General features: G+C 59.3%; 15 protein-coding genes. 5 read left to right on the forward strand and 10 right to left on the reverse strand.

Going from position 1 to position 14720, the window contains the following annotated elements:
* Window positions 1-94: 94 nt before the first annotated feature.
* From SIC14_RS18655 to SIC14_RS18675, 5 genes are all read left to right on the forward strand, one after another.
* Window positions 95-1210, forward strand: coding sequence for an ABC transporter ATP-binding protein (locus tag SIC14_RS18655; protein ID WP_412563410.1), 1116 nt, complete (start codon window positions 95-97; stop codon window positions 1208-1210).
* A gap of 195 nt (window positions 1211-1405) precedes the next feature.
* Entirely contained in the window at window positions 1406-1618 is a 213-nt protein-coding gene (locus tag SIC14_RS18660) for a twin-arginine translocase TatA/TatE family subunit (RefSeq protein WP_412563411.1), read from the forward strand.
* A gap of 4 nt (window positions 1619-1622) precedes the next feature.
* On the forward strand, window positions 1623-2063 hold the full coding sequence (gene tatB, locus SIC14_RS18665; protein WP_412563412.1) for a Sec-independent protein translocase protein TatB: 441 nt from the start codon (window positions 1623-1625) through the stop codon (window positions 2061-2063).
* A 9-nt stretch (window positions 2064-2072) separates the two neighbouring features.
* Window positions 2073-3005, forward strand: a complete 933-nt coding sequence (tatC, locus tag SIC14_RS18670) for a twin-arginine translocase subunit TatC (protein WP_412563413.1) — start codon at window positions 2073-2075, stop codon at window positions 3003-3005.
* Between the two features lie 38 nt (window positions 3006-3043).
* Window positions 3044-3844 (forward strand): ATP-binding protein, encoded by an 801-nt coding sequence (locus SIC14_RS18675; RefSeq protein ID WP_412565899.1) that lies wholly within the window; start codon window positions 3044-3046, stop codon window positions 3842-3844.
* An 80-nt stretch (window positions 3845-3924) separates the two neighbouring features.
* Here SIC14_RS18675 and SIC14_RS18680 read toward each other — a convergent pair whose 3' ends face one another.
* The 10 genes from SIC14_RS18680 to SIC14_RS18725 all read right to left on the reverse strand — a co-directional run bounded on the left by SIC14_RS18680 (window position 3925) and on the right by SIC14_RS18725 (window position 14703).
* Window positions 3925-5595: a ribonuclease J gene (locus SIC14_RS18680; RefSeq protein WP_412563414.1), complete on the reverse strand. Its 1671-nt coding sequence runs from the start codon at window positions 5593-5595 to the stop codon at window positions 3925-3927.
* On the reverse strand, window positions 5592-6371 hold the full coding sequence (locus tag SIC14_RS18685; protein WP_412563415.1) for a type III pantothenate kinase: 780 nt from the start codon (window positions 6369-6371) through the stop codon (window positions 5592-5594). The genes SIC14_RS18680 and SIC14_RS18685 overlap by 4 nt, the downstream gene beginning before the upstream one ends.
* Before the next feature lie 20 nt (window positions 6372-6391).
* The gene (locus tag SIC14_RS18690) at window positions 6392-7141 is read right to left on the reverse strand and encodes a biotin--[acetyl-CoA-carboxylase] ligase (protein WP_412563416.1); all 750 of its coding nucleotides are present in this window, start codon (window positions 7139-7141) and stop codon (window positions 6392-6394) included.
* A gap of 162 nt (window positions 7142-7303) precedes the next feature.
* Window positions 7304-8755: an NADH-quinone oxidoreductase subunit NuoN gene (gene nuoN, locus SIC14_RS18695; protein WP_412563417.1), complete on the reverse strand. Its 1452-nt coding sequence runs from the start codon at window positions 8753-8755 to the stop codon at window positions 7304-7306.
* Window positions 8756-8770: 15 nt separating this feature from the next.
* Window positions 8771-10318, reverse strand: coding sequence for an NADH-quinone oxidoreductase subunit M (locus tag SIC14_RS18700; protein WP_412563418.1), 1548 nt, complete (start codon window positions 10316-10318; stop codon window positions 8771-8773).
* Window positions 10318-12393 (reverse strand): NADH-quinone oxidoreductase subunit L, encoded by a 2076-nt coding sequence (gene nuoL, locus SIC14_RS18705; protein ID WP_412563419.1) that lies wholly within the window; start codon window positions 12391-12393, stop codon window positions 10318-10320. The genes SIC14_RS18700 and nuoL overlap by 1 nt, the downstream gene beginning before the upstream one ends.
* A 5-nt stretch (window positions 12394-12398) precedes the next feature.
* Window positions 12399-12704, reverse strand: a complete 306-nt coding sequence (gene nuoK / locus SIC14_RS18710; protein ID WP_412563420.1) for an NADH-quinone oxidoreductase subunit NuoK — start codon at window positions 12702-12704, stop codon at window positions 12399-12401.
* A gap of 549 nt (window positions 12705-13253) precedes the next feature.
* Entirely contained in the window at window positions 13254-13862 is a 609-nt protein-coding gene (locus SIC14_RS18715) for an NADH-quinone oxidoreductase subunit J (RefSeq protein WP_412563421.1), read from the reverse strand.
* Window positions 13859-14290, reverse strand: a complete 432-nt coding sequence (locus tag SIC14_RS18720; protein WP_412563422.1) for a carboxymuconolactone decarboxylase family protein — start codon at window positions 14288-14290, stop codon at window positions 13859-13861. Before SIC14_RS18720 ends, SIC14_RS18715 begins: the two co-directional genes overlap by 4 nt.
* Window positions 14287-14703, reverse strand: coding sequence for a DUF4259 domain-containing protein (locus SIC14_RS18725; protein WP_412563423.1), 417 nt, complete (start codon window positions 14701-14703; stop codon window positions 14287-14289). The genes SIC14_RS18720 and SIC14_RS18725 overlap by 4 nt, the downstream gene beginning before the upstream one ends.
* Window positions 14704-14720 lie beyond the last annotated feature (17 nt).

Genomic DNA, 14720 nt, shown 5'->3' on the forward strand with positions numbered 1-14720 from the left:
TGTGCGGGGGGACAAGGGTTGCTAAGGGTCGGGAAATCCCGATGTTTTTAATCGGATAGCCGACGTGCCACCTGAAACCGCCCAAGGAAACGCCTTGTCCGCCGCCGAAAACGCCCTCCCGCACAGCTCTGCCCCGGTTCCCCGTCTCGAAGTGCGCAACTTCGTGCGCAGTTTTGGTGGCACCCGTGTGGTGGATGACGTCTCGCTGCGGGTTATGCCGGGTCAGGTGACCTGCCTGCTTGGCCCCTCGGGCTGCGGCAAATCCACCACGCTGCGGATGATCGCAGGGGTGGAGATGCAGGACAGCGGTGAGATCTACGTGGACGGCGACCTGATATGCGACACCCAGTTTCGCATCCCGCCAGAGCGCCGCAACATCGGCTTGATGTTTCAGGACTTCGCCCTGTTTCCGCATCTGACCGTGGGCGATAACGTCGCCTTTGGCCTGACCGGTTCCAAGGCCGAAAAACGAGCGCGAGTGGAGGAATTGCTGGATAAGGTGGGGCTGCGCCGGTTCATCGATGGTTACCCCTATCTGCTGTCTGGCGGTGAACAGCAACGTGTGGCCCTGGCCCGTGCGCTTGCACCGCGCCCCAAGATCATGCTGATGGACGAACCCTTCTCGGGCCTCGACAACCGGCTGCGCGATGACATCCGCGACCAGACGCTTGAGCTGCTGAAACAGGAAGATGCCGCGGTTCTGCTGGTGACGCATGAACCGGAAGAGGCCATGCGAATGGCGGATGAAATTGCACTGATGCGGCGCGGCAAGATCGTGCAGCAAGGCGCCCCCTACAATATCTACAACGCGCCCAAAGACCGGCAGGCGGTCGCTTTCTTCAGCGATATCAATGTGATCTGCGGCAAGGTGCAGGGGGCGCTCTGTGAGACGCCCTTTGGTCAGTTCCTAGCCCCCGGGGTGCAGGACGGTGGCGAAGTCGACATCGTGATCCGTCCGCAGCACTTGAAGATCGAATTTGACCGCAATGGCAAAGGTCCTGAGCCGACACCGCAGAATGGCGTTGCTGCCCGCGGCGAAGTGGTGCGCGCGCGCTTTATGGGCTCCGAGAGTCTGGTGGAGATCCGGATGGACTATGATGGCTCGATCCTGAAGGCAACGGTGCCCAATGTCTTCCTGCCGCAGCAGGGGCGTGCCCTGTGGCTGATGTTCCGTCGCGATCGCTGTTTCGTCTTTCCGCGCGCGGATTAACCCAGCCTGACACGCCTTTCCCTACGCAGTTCTGGGTAGCGCAATCGTCAAAATCCCGTCTTTTCTTGTGGTTCATGGAAAAATACGGCCCATGCGGCGCTTTGGTTCTTCCAACGCGGCGGTCGAGCCATTAGATACCTAGAAGGAATTTCGACGGGACCGAACAGCGCGGCCCCGTATCATGGGAGAGACACTATGCTGAACAATATCGGCCTTCCCGGCCTTCTTCTGATCGCCGTTGTGGTGCTGGTCCTTTTCGGTCGCGGCAAAATCAGCTCGCTGATGGGTGAAGTTGGCAAAGGCATCACCTCGTTCAAGCGCGGCGTCAACGAAGGCAAAGCAGAGCTGGAAGACCAGGCTGCCGAAGCCAAGGACGTGACCCCGGAGACCGAAAAAGACAAGGCCTAAGCCCATGTTTGATCTGGGCATGACCGAACTGCTGGTGATCGGCATTGTGGCGCTGATCGTCGTCGGCCCCAAAGACCTGCCAATGTTGTTCCGTTCTGTTGGGCGTTTCGTCGGCAAAGCCAAAGGCATGGCGCGCGAATTTAGCCGCGCTATGGATCAGGCTGCGGATGAATCCGGCATGAAAGAGGTTAGTCAAAGCCTGAAAGCGGCGACGAACCCCACCCAGTTCGGAATGGACAAGGTCAAGGAAGCCACCGACAGCTTCACCAAATGGGAGCCAGAAGAAGGCGCCCTGTCCGATGACCGTGCCGATGCGGCGCGTAAAATTCAGGAAGCCACCGCCAAAAAGGCGCAGGACCGTCAGGCAGCAGATGCAGCCAAAGCGGCAGAAGCGGCTGCGGAGGCCGAGGCCACACCCGCAACGGATCCTGACACCAAGGGCTAAGGAACAGCCATGAGCGACACGAATGAGCTGGAAGATTCCAGCGCCCCGCTGATCGAGCATCTGGCAGAGCTGCGCACACGGCTGATCCGGGCCGTGCTGGCGTTTCTGGTCGGCATGATCATCTGCTTTGCCTTTGGCGGGCAGCTGCTGGATTTCCTGCTGGATCCGATTGAGAAAACTATGCGGGATCTGGGCAACCCCAATCCGGTGATGCAATACACCGCACCGCAGGAATACTTCTTTACCCTGATCCGCATCTCGATGGTCGGCGGGCTGGCATTGGCCTTCCCGGTGATCGGCTATCAGCTCTGGCGGTTTGTGGCCCCGGGTCTCTACAAAAATGAGAAAAACGCCTTCCTGCCCTTCTTGATCGCCTCCCCGGCGTTGTTTTTGCTGGGCGCGGCCTTTTCGCATTATGTGGTGATCCCGCTGGCGATGGCCTTCTTCCTGGGTTTTGCTGATTTCCCCTCGTTTGTCTCCGCGCTGCTGGTCGGTGAAGAGGTTGAGGGGTCGATGGAAGCCGCCAAAGAAGGCATCGACATTGTTTTTAACGGCAAGGTCAACGAAAGCCTCGACATTACCCTGAAGATGATCGTCGCCTTTGGCCTGTGTTTCCAGCTGCCGGTTCTGCTGACGCTGATGGGCAAGGCCGGTCTGGCCTCGGCCGCAGGTCTGCGCAACACGCGTAAGTATGCGGTTGTCGGCATCCTGACTGTCGCCGCGCTGGTGACGCCGCCGGATGTGACCACACAGCTGATCCTATTTGTTGTAGTCTACGGCCTTTATGAAGTCTCGATCTTTCTGGTGGCCCGTGTGGAAACCAAACGCGAAGCACAGTTGCGCGCCGAAGGGTACTACGACGATGAAGAGGCCTTCGATGATCCATTGATGGCCGAGTTTGACGCCGATGAGGCCGAAAACGCTAAGGAAAGCGACAAGTGAAAAAGACCGTAAAACGTATTGCAGAGGCGCTGGAGCGAATGGCTCCGGCGCCTCTTTCTGCACCTGACTTTGCCGCTGCGGATGCCTTTGTCTGGCATGTGGAACCCGACCGACTGGAACCGGTGGCAAAGGTCAACCGGGTGGACCTGTCGCTGCTGGTTGGCGTGACCCGCACCCGCGAAACACTGCTGGCCAACACGCTCCAATTTGCCAAAGGCCTGCCGGCCAACAACGCCCTGCTCTGGGGTTCACGCGGCATGGGCAAATCCTCCATCGTGAAGGCCATTCACGCAGAGGTCCTGCGTCAGGGCCATGATTTGAAGATCGTGGAGCTTCAGCGCGAGGATCTGCCATCGGTGTCACGGCTGATGAACCTGCTGCGCGGCTCTGAGGCGCGGTTCCTCTTGTTCTGTGACGACCTCAGCTTTGGCCATGACGACCAGCATTACAAATCGCTGAAGGCGGTTCTGGACGGCGGCATCGAAGGGCGGCCCGACAATGTGGTGTTCTACGCCACCTCGAACCGCCGCCACCTGATGCCGCGCGATATGATCGAAAACGAACGTTCCAGCGCCATCAACCCCTCCGAGGCGGTTGAAGAAAAGGTTTCGCTGTCGGATCGTTTTGGCCTCTGGCTGGGCTTTCACCCCTGTTCGCAGGATGACTACCTCGACATGATCCGCGGCTACTGCAAGGCCTATGGTGTTGAAATCGACGAAGAGACGCTCTGGGCGGAAGCGATCGAATGGCAGGCCACCCGTGGTGCCCGCTCTGGCCGTGTGGCCTGGCAATATTTCACCGATCTGGCAGGTCGGCGCGGTGTGGTGATCGAGGGGTAGATCCCGCGCGAATTTTTCTCACCCCAAAACAAAAAAGGCGCCCCGTTCGGAGCGCCTTTTCTTTTGTCAGGGTATCCCCCTCACGCCGACAGGCGCGAGATAACCACGGTAACCTCAGGCTTCTTGCCAATCTCACTCATCGCCGACCGGCGGGTGATCTTGCGCAGCTCATCTTCCAGCTTGTCATCGTCATCCAGCGTGCGCTGCGAGGCGCGGCCCATGAACTGATTGAGGTCTTCCTCCAGCACATCCACCAGCGGCGCGTTGGACTTGCCGGTTTCCGCCAGACCCTTGAGCTCACACCAGGGATCGCCCAGCGGTTCATTGTCTTCATCCAGAATGACCGTGACCAGCACATGACCGTTGAGCGCCATCCGCATCCGGTCCCGCACAATGCCGTCCAGTGCACCATATTGCACCGCGCCGTCCAGATAGGTCCGACCGGTCTCAACATAGCCGCAGACACGCGGCTGCGCGCCGCTAAGGTCCAGCATGGTGCCGTTGACCGCAATGGTCGAGGCGTAGCCGTTGCTTTCCGCCAGTTTTGAGTGCTCCCGCAGGTGACGGTGTTCACCATGCATCGGGATCACCATCTCAGGATGGACCAGCTTGTGCATCTCGATCAGGTCGGGTCGGTTGGCATGGCCCGAAACGTGGTAACGCCCGCCCGCATCATCCACTACATCCACTCCCATTTCCGAGAACTGGTTCATGATACGGATCACGCCACGTTCATTGCCAGGAATGGTCTTGGAGGAGAACAGGAATAGATCGCCCTCTTTCAGGCGCATACCGTTGTATTTACCGTTTGCCAGCTGCGCCGAGGCCGCACGACGTTCGCCCTGCGATCCGGTCACCAGCAGCATCAGGTTTTCACGTGGGATCTTCTGTGCGTCATCAGTGCTGATCACCTTGGGGAAGTCCGATAGCACACCGGTCGTCAACGCCGCTTCGATCATCCGACGCATGGCGCGGCCCATCAGGCAGATCGACCGCCCTGCCCGCTCACCGGCTTCGGCCAGCGTCTTCACCCGCGCCACGTTAGAGGCAAAGGTGGTGGCAACCACCATCCCCGGCGCTTCAGCCACCAGCGAAGTAATCTCGCCCCCAATGGTGGATTCAGAACGGCCAGCCTGCGGGCTGAACACATTCGTGCTGTCACAGATCAACGCCTTAACGCCGTCTTTCGCCACCGAACCCCAGAGATCAGGATCATAGGGCTCGCCCACAATCGGGGCCTTGTCCAGTTTGAAGTCGCCGGTGTGCATCACACGCCCCGCCGGGCTGTCAATCACCAGGCCCGAGCTTTCGGGGATCGAATGCGAAATCGGCAGGAAAGAGACCTCAAACGGGCCCGCCTTCACGGTTTCCGGCCAGGGCGACACCGTGCGCACAACGTCGTTGGAGTAGCCGTATTCACCCATCTTATGCCGCGCGATATTGGCGGTGAAAGCCCGGGCATAGATCGGTGCGCCCAGACGATCGTAGAGATGGCCCACTGCGCCAACATGGTCTTCGTGGGCATGGGTGATAAAGATCGCGTCCAGACGGTCCTTGCGCTCTTCCAGCCAGGCGATATCGGGCAGGATCAGATCAACACCGGGGGTGCCGTCCATATCCGGGAAGGTCACGCCCAGGTCGACCAGGATCAGACGTTCCTGATCCTCCGGGCCGTAGCCGTAGACGTAACAGTTCATTCCAATCTCCCCCGCGCCACCGAGAGGAAGATAGATCAGGCGCTGGCTGCTCATATGTTGCCTTGGTCCTTGTTGTATTTGTGGATCACGGTCAGGCCGTGCATGGTCAGATCGTCTTCGATGGTGTCAAACAGATGGTCGCCTTTCTCAAAGAGAGGCGCCAGACCACCGGTGCCGACCACTTTCATGGGTTTGCCGTATTCAGACTTGATACGGGCGATAATGCCTTCGATGAGGCCGGTATAGCCCCAAAAGACACCAGATTGAATACAGCCAACGGTATTTGTGCCGATCACGCGCTCGGGCTGGCTGACATCCACATGCGGCAGGGCGGCGGCACCGGAATGCAGCGCCTCAAGGCTGAGGTTCACCCCCGGGGCAATCACGCCGCCAACATAGGCGCCATCCTCGGCCACCACGTCAAAGTTCGTGGCGGTGCCAAAGTCCACCACCACCACATTGCCCCCGTGGCGTTCAAATGCCGCCACCGCATTGGCCAGACGATCCGGCCCGGGCTGAGTGCCCTGATCCACGCGCGGCGCCTGCGGCAGCAGGCAATCGGGCTTGCCCACCACCAGCGGGCGACAGCCAAAGAACCGGTCGGCAAAGACACGCAGGTTCCACACCACCCGTGGCACGGTTGAGGAAATCACAACATCGGTAATTTTTGCCTTAATGCCGTAGTGGTTGATCAGCGTCGAATACCAGGTGAAATAGGCATCCGCCGTGCGCGCGTGATGGGTTGAGGTCCGCAGGGTGCAGAGAAACTTTTCACCGTCCCAGATCGAAAACACCGTGTTTGTATTGCCGCAGTCAATGGCCAGAAGCATGGACGCCCCCCGTGGATGCTTCAGAAGAAGATGTCAGCCGCAGCGATGACCGCGCGGCCTTTGGCGGTGGATAGGACAAGACTGCCCGCCTCGTCCACCGTCTCAAAGGTGCCTGTGACCTCTTCTCGCATAGAACGTGCCGTAATTACCTCGCCCAGACGCGCCGCGCGGGCCAGCCACAGCTCGCGGATCGGGGCAAAGCCGTAAATCCGGAACTGCGCCTCATGGTGGGCATAGGCCGGTGCCAGCACGTCAAGGAACTCTTCCGGGGTGACATCCACCCCGGTTTCCGACAGCAGCGACACGGGGCGCAAGGCGCCCGCCTCCACCTCATCCGGCACCGGGGCCTGTTTCAGGTTCACCCCAATGCCAATGCCGATATGGCGAATGTCGCGCGCCATGCCGACACTCTCCAACAGAATGCCCGCCACCTTGCCGCCGTTCAGCAATACGTCATTGGGCCACTTGAGGCTCAGCCCCTGCGGGCGGCCGGTCACTGTGGCAAATGCATCATAAAGCGCCAGAGAGGTCACAAAGCTGCGCAGCGCCACCACATCCGGCGTCTCGGTCGGATGCAGCACCAGCGTGGCTGCAAAGTTGCCCGCCGGGTTCACCCAGGCCCGGCCACGCCGCCCGCGTCCTGCGGTCTGTTCCAGCGCCAGGATCCATTCGGGCCCGGCCAGATCATCGGCGATCCGCGCGGCCTCTGCATTGGTGCTGTCCACTGTCTCCAGCACCCGTTTTCCATAACCATCCGGCCAGTCCTGCATGACCTACCGCCTTTCTTCTTGGCACAAATATCCCCGCCGGAGGCCTGCCGCGTCAGCGGCATATGTCCAGGGGGCAAACACATCGGCGCGCGCGGGATGCCGCGCGCGCCGTAAAACTTGCAAGGTTGGGGCCAATTTCATATCTCGCCCCGTCCTGTCGCTTTAATTCACCAGCGTTGCCGCCGCAGCTGCTGCCCAGGTTTCCAGCCCCAGCAGATTCAGGCCCGGCAGCCAGGCCAGACCAATGATCGCTGCAGACACCATCAGGAAGCCCCAGAGCACCGGAGCAGATCCCTTATCAAGGCTCTCATCGCCTTCTTCACCGAAGTACATGTAGTAGACGATGCGGATATAGTAGAAGGCCCCGATCACCGATGCGATCACACCCAACACTGCCAGCCAGACCAGACCGGCCTCATAGGCGGCTTTCAGCACGTAGAACTTGCCAAAGAACCCCACCATCGGCGGCACCCCCGCCAGCGAGAACAGAAGTATCAGCATCGCCAGCGCTTTGCCGGGCTCGCGTTTGGCATACATGTTCAGCGCATTGATGTCGGTCACCGGTTGGCCGTCTTTCTCCATCGACAGGATGAAGGCAAAGGTGCCCACATTCATCGTCACGTAGATCGCCATGTAGATCAGCAGCGCCTGCACCCCAAAGGCGGTGCCCGCCGCCAGCCCCATCATCGCATAACCCATATGGGCAATCGACGAATAGGCCATCAGACGTTTGATGTTGGTCTGACCAATGGCTGCAACCGCGCCAAGGAACATCGACAGCAACGACAGGAAGGCCACGATCTGTTGCCAGTCCGCGGTGACGCCGCCAAAGGCGTCATGCATCACCCGGGCAAACAGCGCCATTGCCGCCAGCTTTGGGGCGGTGGCAAAGAAGGCTGTAACCGGTGTTGGCGCACCCTCATAGACGTCCGGTGTCCACATGTGGAACGGCACGGCCGAGATTTTGAACGCCAGGCCCGAGATGACCAGCACCAGACCAAACAGCAGCCCCAACGAAGCATGCCCACCAGATGCGGCCTCGATGATGCCCGAGAACAGCGTGGTGCCCGAGAAACCGTAGACCAGCGACGACCCAAACAGCAGCAGGCCCGAGCTGAGCGAGCCCAGCACGAAATACTTCATGCCAGCCTCGGTCGACTTGATGCTGTCGCGGCGCAGCGAGGCGATGACATAAAGCGACAGCGACTGCAGTTCGAGGCCCAGATACAGCGCCATCAGATCCCCCGCCGACACCATCACCATCATGCCCACAACAGCCAGCGCCATCAGCATGGGATATTCAAACCGCAACATATCACGGCGGCTCATGTAGTCCTGGCTCATCACCAGAATGGCCGCTGCACTCAGCAGCACCGCCACTTTGGCAAAGCGGGCAAAACCGTCGTCATGGAACATGTCATGGAAGGCGGCGTTATTGCCAACGCCCGACATGCCAATCCACGCCGCCAGCAGCACAAAGACCAGCGCGGTCAGCCAGGTCAGCATCGGTGCCAGCTTGTCCTTACCGGTATAGACAGCAAAGACCAGCGCCAGCATCGCGTAAACGGCCAGCAGGATTTCCGGCAGGATAATATTCAGATCAGCCTGGATCATCTCTCAGGGCTCCCGTTAGTGCGATACGGCCACAGCAGTGGCGCTCGGCGCCTCCGCGAGGGCCAGTTGGTAGTTGTTGATAAGCGCCTCAACCGACGGGCCGATGATATCGGTCACCAGCGGTGGGTAGACACCCAAGAGCAGGGTCATGACCACTAGCGGTGCAAAGATTGCACGCTCGCGGAAAGACATGTCGCTGATGGTCTTGAGGCTCTCTTTGATCAGGTCGCCCATCACCACGCGGCGGTAGAGCCACAGCGCATAGGCCGCCGACAGGATCACACCCGAGGTTGCGATCATCGCCACCCAGGTGTTGACCTGGAAAATCCCCATCAGAACCAGGAATTCCCCGATAAAGCCCGAGGTGCCCGGCAGGCCAACATTGGCCATGGTGAAGAACATGAAGATCAGCGCATAGGCCGGCATCCGGTTGACCAGACCGCCATAGGCGTCGATCTCGCGGGTGTGCATCCGGTCGTAGATCACGCCGACACAGAGGAACAGCGCGCCCGAGATGAAGCCGTGGCTGATCATCTGGAAGATCGCGCCGTCAATGCCCTGCTGGTTGGCTGCAAAGATGCCCATGGTCACGTAGCCCATGTGCGCCACCGAGGAATAGGCGATCAGCTTTTTCATGTCTTCCTGCACCAGCGCCACCAGCGAGGTGTAGACAATCGCAATTGCCGACATCCACAGCACCAGCGGTGTCATCACATCAGCCCCGATGGGGAACATCGGCAGGCTGAACCGCAGGAAGCCATAGCCCCCCATCTTCAGCAGGATTGCTGCCAGCACCACCGAACCGGCGGTCGGCGCCTGAACGTGGGCATCCGGCAACCAGGTGTGGACCGGCCACATCGGCATTTTCACCGCAAAGCTGGCAAAGAAGGCCAGGAACAGCAGCGTCTGCATGCCGCCTACGATCTGAATGCCCAGAACGCTGAACTGATCAGAGCCGAAGCTGTGGTTCATCAGGGACGGGATATCGGTGGTGCCTGCGTCCACAAACATGGCCACCATCGCCACCAGCATCAGCACCGAGCCAAGGAAGGTGTAGAGGAAGAACTTGAACGACGCATAGATGCGGTTGGCCCCGCCCCAGATGCCAATGATCAGGAACATCGGGATCAAACCGGCTTCAAAGAACAGGTAGAACAGAACCAGGTCCAGCGCCATGAAGACACCCAGCATCAGGGTCTCCAGCAGCAGGAAGGCAATCATGTATTCCTTGACGCGGCTTTTCACATCCCAGCTGGCCCAGATCACCAGCGGCATCATGAAAGTGGTCAGCATGACAAACAGGACCGAGATCCCGTCTACTCCCAGCTTGTATTTCAGTCCCAGCAGCCAGTCCCGCTCTTCCACAAACTGGAAGCCGGTGTTGTTGGGGTCGAATTCCGCCAGAATGAACAGCGAAATCAGGAAGGTGACCACCGTGGTGATCAGCGCCGCCCATTTGACATTGCGCTGCGTGGCCGCGTCATCCCCGCGCGCGCCAACGGCCAGAATGACCGCTGCCAGCGCCGGCAGGAAAGTGACCAGAGAAAGCAGAAGATTGGTCATTAGTGCGCTCCTCCGCTGAGCGTCATCCAGGTGATCAGTGCCACGATGCCAAGCACCATCGCAAAGGCGTAAGTGAAGATGTAGCCGGACTGGGCCTTGCCTGCGAGACGGGTGAAGAAGGGTACGATGCCCATCGCCACGCCGTTGAGGAAACCGTCAATGACATTGCCGTCACCGCGTTTCCACAGGAAGCGCCCCAGCGCTTGGGCCGGTTTCACAAACAGGAAGTCGTAGATTTCGTCGAAGTACCATTTGTTCAGAAGGAACAGATACAGCGGACGGTTCGCCTCTGCCACACGGGCGGGCATCGACGGGTTCCAGATGTAGAACCACAGCGCCACCAACAGGCCGATCACCATTGCCACAAACGGGCTCAGCTTGACCCAAGTGGGCACATAATGCGCTTCGTGCAGGACGGTGTTTTCCGGTGCCATATAGATCGCCGCCTCACCCGGTGCGCCATCCATCACGTATTTCAGCTTTGAGGCTTTGGGGTTGGCTTCTGCCACCTCTTTCACCAGCTCTTCGGCCGGTGCGGTGTAATGGCCGCCGAAGTATTTCACCACTTCGTTGGTTTTGCCAAAGAACGAGCCATACCAGATCATACCGGCAAACATCGCCCCCAGCGCCAGCACACCCAGCGGGATCAACATCACGGTCGGGCTTTCATGGGCATGGTCGTGGGTCTGTTTGTTGCCACGCTGTTCGCCGAAGAAGGTCAGGAACATCAGGCGCCAGCTGTAGAACGAGGTGAACAGCGCCGCGATGACCAGCATCCAGAAGGCATAGCCACCCGCCGAGCCGACATAGGCGCTCTCGATCACCGCGTCTTTCGAGGCAAAGCCGGCAAAGCCAATCCAGCCAGACAGCGGGATGCCAACACCGGTGATCGCCAAGGTGCCGATCATCATCGCCCAATAGGTCACGGGCAGTTTCTTGCGCAGACCGCCGTAGTTCCGCATGTCCTGCTCGTGGTGCATGCCGTGGATCACGGAACCCGCGCCCAGGAACAGCATCGCCTTAAAGAAGGCGTGGGTGAACAGGTGGAACATCGCAACCGAATAGACGCCCACACCGGCAGCCACAAACATGTAGCCCAGCTGCGAACAGGTCGAATAGGCAATCACACGTTTGATGTCGTTTTGCACCAAACCCACGGTCGCGGCGAAAAACGCTGTGGTCGCGCCAAGGACGGTGATGAAGGCGGTGGCCTCAGGGGCGAACTCCATCAGCGGCGACATGCGGCAGACTAGGAACACACCGGCGGTTACCATAGTGGCTGCATGGATCAGGGCCGACACCGGGGTCGGGCCTTCCATCGCGTCAGGCAGCCAGGTGTGCAGGATCAGCTGTGCCGATTTGCCCATCGCGCCGATGAACAGCAGGAAGGCCAGAAGGTTGGCCGCGTTCCACTCGGTCCAGAGGAAGGTGATGGTGGTCTCTGCCAGCTCAGGTGCAGAGGCAAAGATCACGTCAAACGAAATGCTGTCGGTCAGCAGGAACAGGCCAAAGATCCCCAGCGCAAAGCCGAAGTCACCGACACGGTTCACCACGAATGCCTTGATCGCGGCCGCATTGGCCGAAGGTTTCTTGTAGTAAAATCCAATCAGCAGGTAGGAGGCAACGCCCACGCCTTCCCAGCCAAAGAACATCTGCACCAGGTTGTCCGAAGTGACCAGCATCAGCATGGCGAAGGTAAAGAACGACAGGTAAGCAAAGAAGCGGGCCTTATAGTGCTCGCCCTCTTTCCAGGCATGGTCATGCGCCATGTAGCCAAAGCTATAAAGGTGCACCAAGGCCGAAACCGAGGTCACAACCACCAGCATAATCGAGGTCAGCCGGTCCAAACGGATCGACCAGGCGGTGTCCAAAGTGCCGGACTGGATGAAGTCCAGAATGTGGATCTGCTCGATCACCGATGCATCATGGGTCAGGAACACAATCCAGCTCAGCAGCGCCGCCAGAAACAGCAGCCCAGTGGTGACGAATTGTGCACCCTTCTCGCCAATGATGCGCCAGCCGAAGCCGCCGATCAACGCGCCGATCAGCGGCGCAAAGAGGATAATCTTTTCCATCAGGCTCAGCCTTTCATCACGTTGACGTCTTCAACCGCGATGCTGCCACGGTTGCGGAAGAAGCAGACCAGGATCGCCAGACCAATCGCCGCCTCAGCCGCCGCCACAGTCAACACAAACAGCGTGAAGACCTGACCCACGAGGTCGCCCAGAAAGCTGGAGAAAGCCACAAGGTTGATGTTCACCGAAAGCAGCATCAGTTCGATGCTCATCAGCAGGATGATAATGTTTTTCCGGTTCAGAAAGAGACCGAAGATGCCGATGACGAACAGCGTCGCCGCCACCGTCAGGTAATGTTCAAGTCCAATCATATCCGCCCCTCTTTCTTAGCGGTCGTTTTTATCGCGGCGACAAGCGCCACCGTTATTGCGAGCCAACCCCACCAGGCCATCACAGACCCTGCCCCGGCTTGACGTCTTTCAGTTCCATCGCCTCGTCAATTGCTACCTTCGTTCCCAAAGGCAAATTCGGTGGCCGGAAGGCCGCCGATGATAACGAAGCCCCTGCAATCTGCGGCATTGGATACGTTCGACCCAATATAACAATCGGGCCCTTGTTCATGGCCTCGCGTCTAGTAACGACACTGTATTCGCGGAGTGGCACAAAGCAGTTCCCCCGGCAATACTTGTGCGACACGCGATATCGCCTAATCACGCAAGTCTCGGCATTCAAACAGCTAGCAAACTCAGAAGACAGAAATCCAAACTGGTCCGAATAGTATTTGGACAATTTACTCTCTAGGTATTCAACGCCAGGGATGTTGCCGAAGGTGATACCGACAGCGAAACCTACGTTCGCTCCTGCCAACAGGGTGCCCGCAGTCAGGATACCAAGTGCAATTGAGTGGCAACGACGCATGACTACAGTCCCTGCCCCGGCTTGACGTCTTTCAGTTCCATCGCCTCGGCCGGATCACGCCACATCTGCGCCAGCACGTTCTGACGTTTGACGTTGGTGCGGTGGCGCAGGGTCAGGACGATCGCACCGATCATCGCAACCAGCAGCACCAGACCGGAGAGTTGGAACAGCAGGAAATAACGGTCATAGATCAGAACCCCCAATGCGGCGGTGTTCTGCATCTCTTCGGGCGCCACAGCCGCGCGGTTGTCCATCGCGTGTTCGGCAAAGTCCCAGGCGCCATAGGCCAGCGTCATCTGCATCAGCAGCACCACACCGATCAACAGCGCCAGCGGCAGGTAGCGCGACATCTCGGCCTTCAGCTCGGCAAAGTCGACGTCCAGCATCATCACCACAAACAGGAACAGCACCGCCACCGCACCGACGTAGACAATGATCAGCAACATGGCGACAAATTCCGCGCCCAGCAGAACAAACAGCCCCGCCGACGACAGGAAGGCCAGGATCAGCCAGAGCACCGAATGCACCGGGTTGCGGCTGATCACGGTGAACAGCCCGCCAGTGATGGTGCAGATCGCGAACAGATAGAATGCAAGCGCTGCAATCGTCATGTCTCTTTGTCCTCTTTGTCAGCCATGACCTCTCGGGCACATTCCATTGCCTTGGTCATGGCGGGTATGCCGGCAAACATCGACATCTGGGCGATGCTTTCGGCGATTTCGTCTTCCGTGGCGCCGGCTTCCAGTGCGTGGCGCACTGTCATCCGGATGCCTGTTTCATTCTGGGCGCCCTGCATGGTCAGCCCGGCCAGCGTCAGCAGAAGGCGCGTTTTGGCGTCCAGACCCTGATCGCTGATCCCCTTGCCAAAGGTCATCTCCATGAGCTCCTTGGGCATGGTGGGCCAGAGTTGTTCAAAACCTTTGAACGCCTCCTGCGGCGAGAAGTTTTCCAGCGCCGGGTTCATCGCCTTGGCCATGGTCTGTGCCTGGGCGGTCATCTGCGCCAGCATCTGCTCAAAAGGGTTTGTGTGATCGCTCATTTCACCCCTTCCAACCGTGCGGTCAGATCCGCAACCGCATTTTCCCACTCCGCGCTGGCATCGCTTTCGTCCCAAAGCTCGGCAAGTTCCGAGGCCTCACCGGTGATCCGCGCCAGCGCCACCAGCGCCAAAGCTGGCAGGTCATCATATTCGGCAACCTGTTCGGCATGTTCCGCAGCTGTCTCAGACACATCCGATCCCAGTTCGCCGCCCGCATCAAAGGCCAGCGCCACAATTTCAGCCGCGGCGCGGGCCGCAGTGGCGAGGCCATAGTCAATGGCGTCACCAGGTTCCAGATCAATCACATCCTGAAGCGCGCTGCGCACGGCTTCGACGCCCGCAGCAGAATACTCCTCTTCGATCCAGTCGAGAGCAGTATCGTCTTCAAATGTGCCTACGCCCCATGCGCCCATGATCTATTCCCCTCACC

The sequence above is a fragment of the Thalassobius sp. MITS945101 genome (assembly GCF_047123305.1).
Classification (GTDB): domain Bacteria; phylum Pseudomonadota; class Alphaproteobacteria; order Rhodobacterales; family Rhodobacteraceae; genus Thalassobius.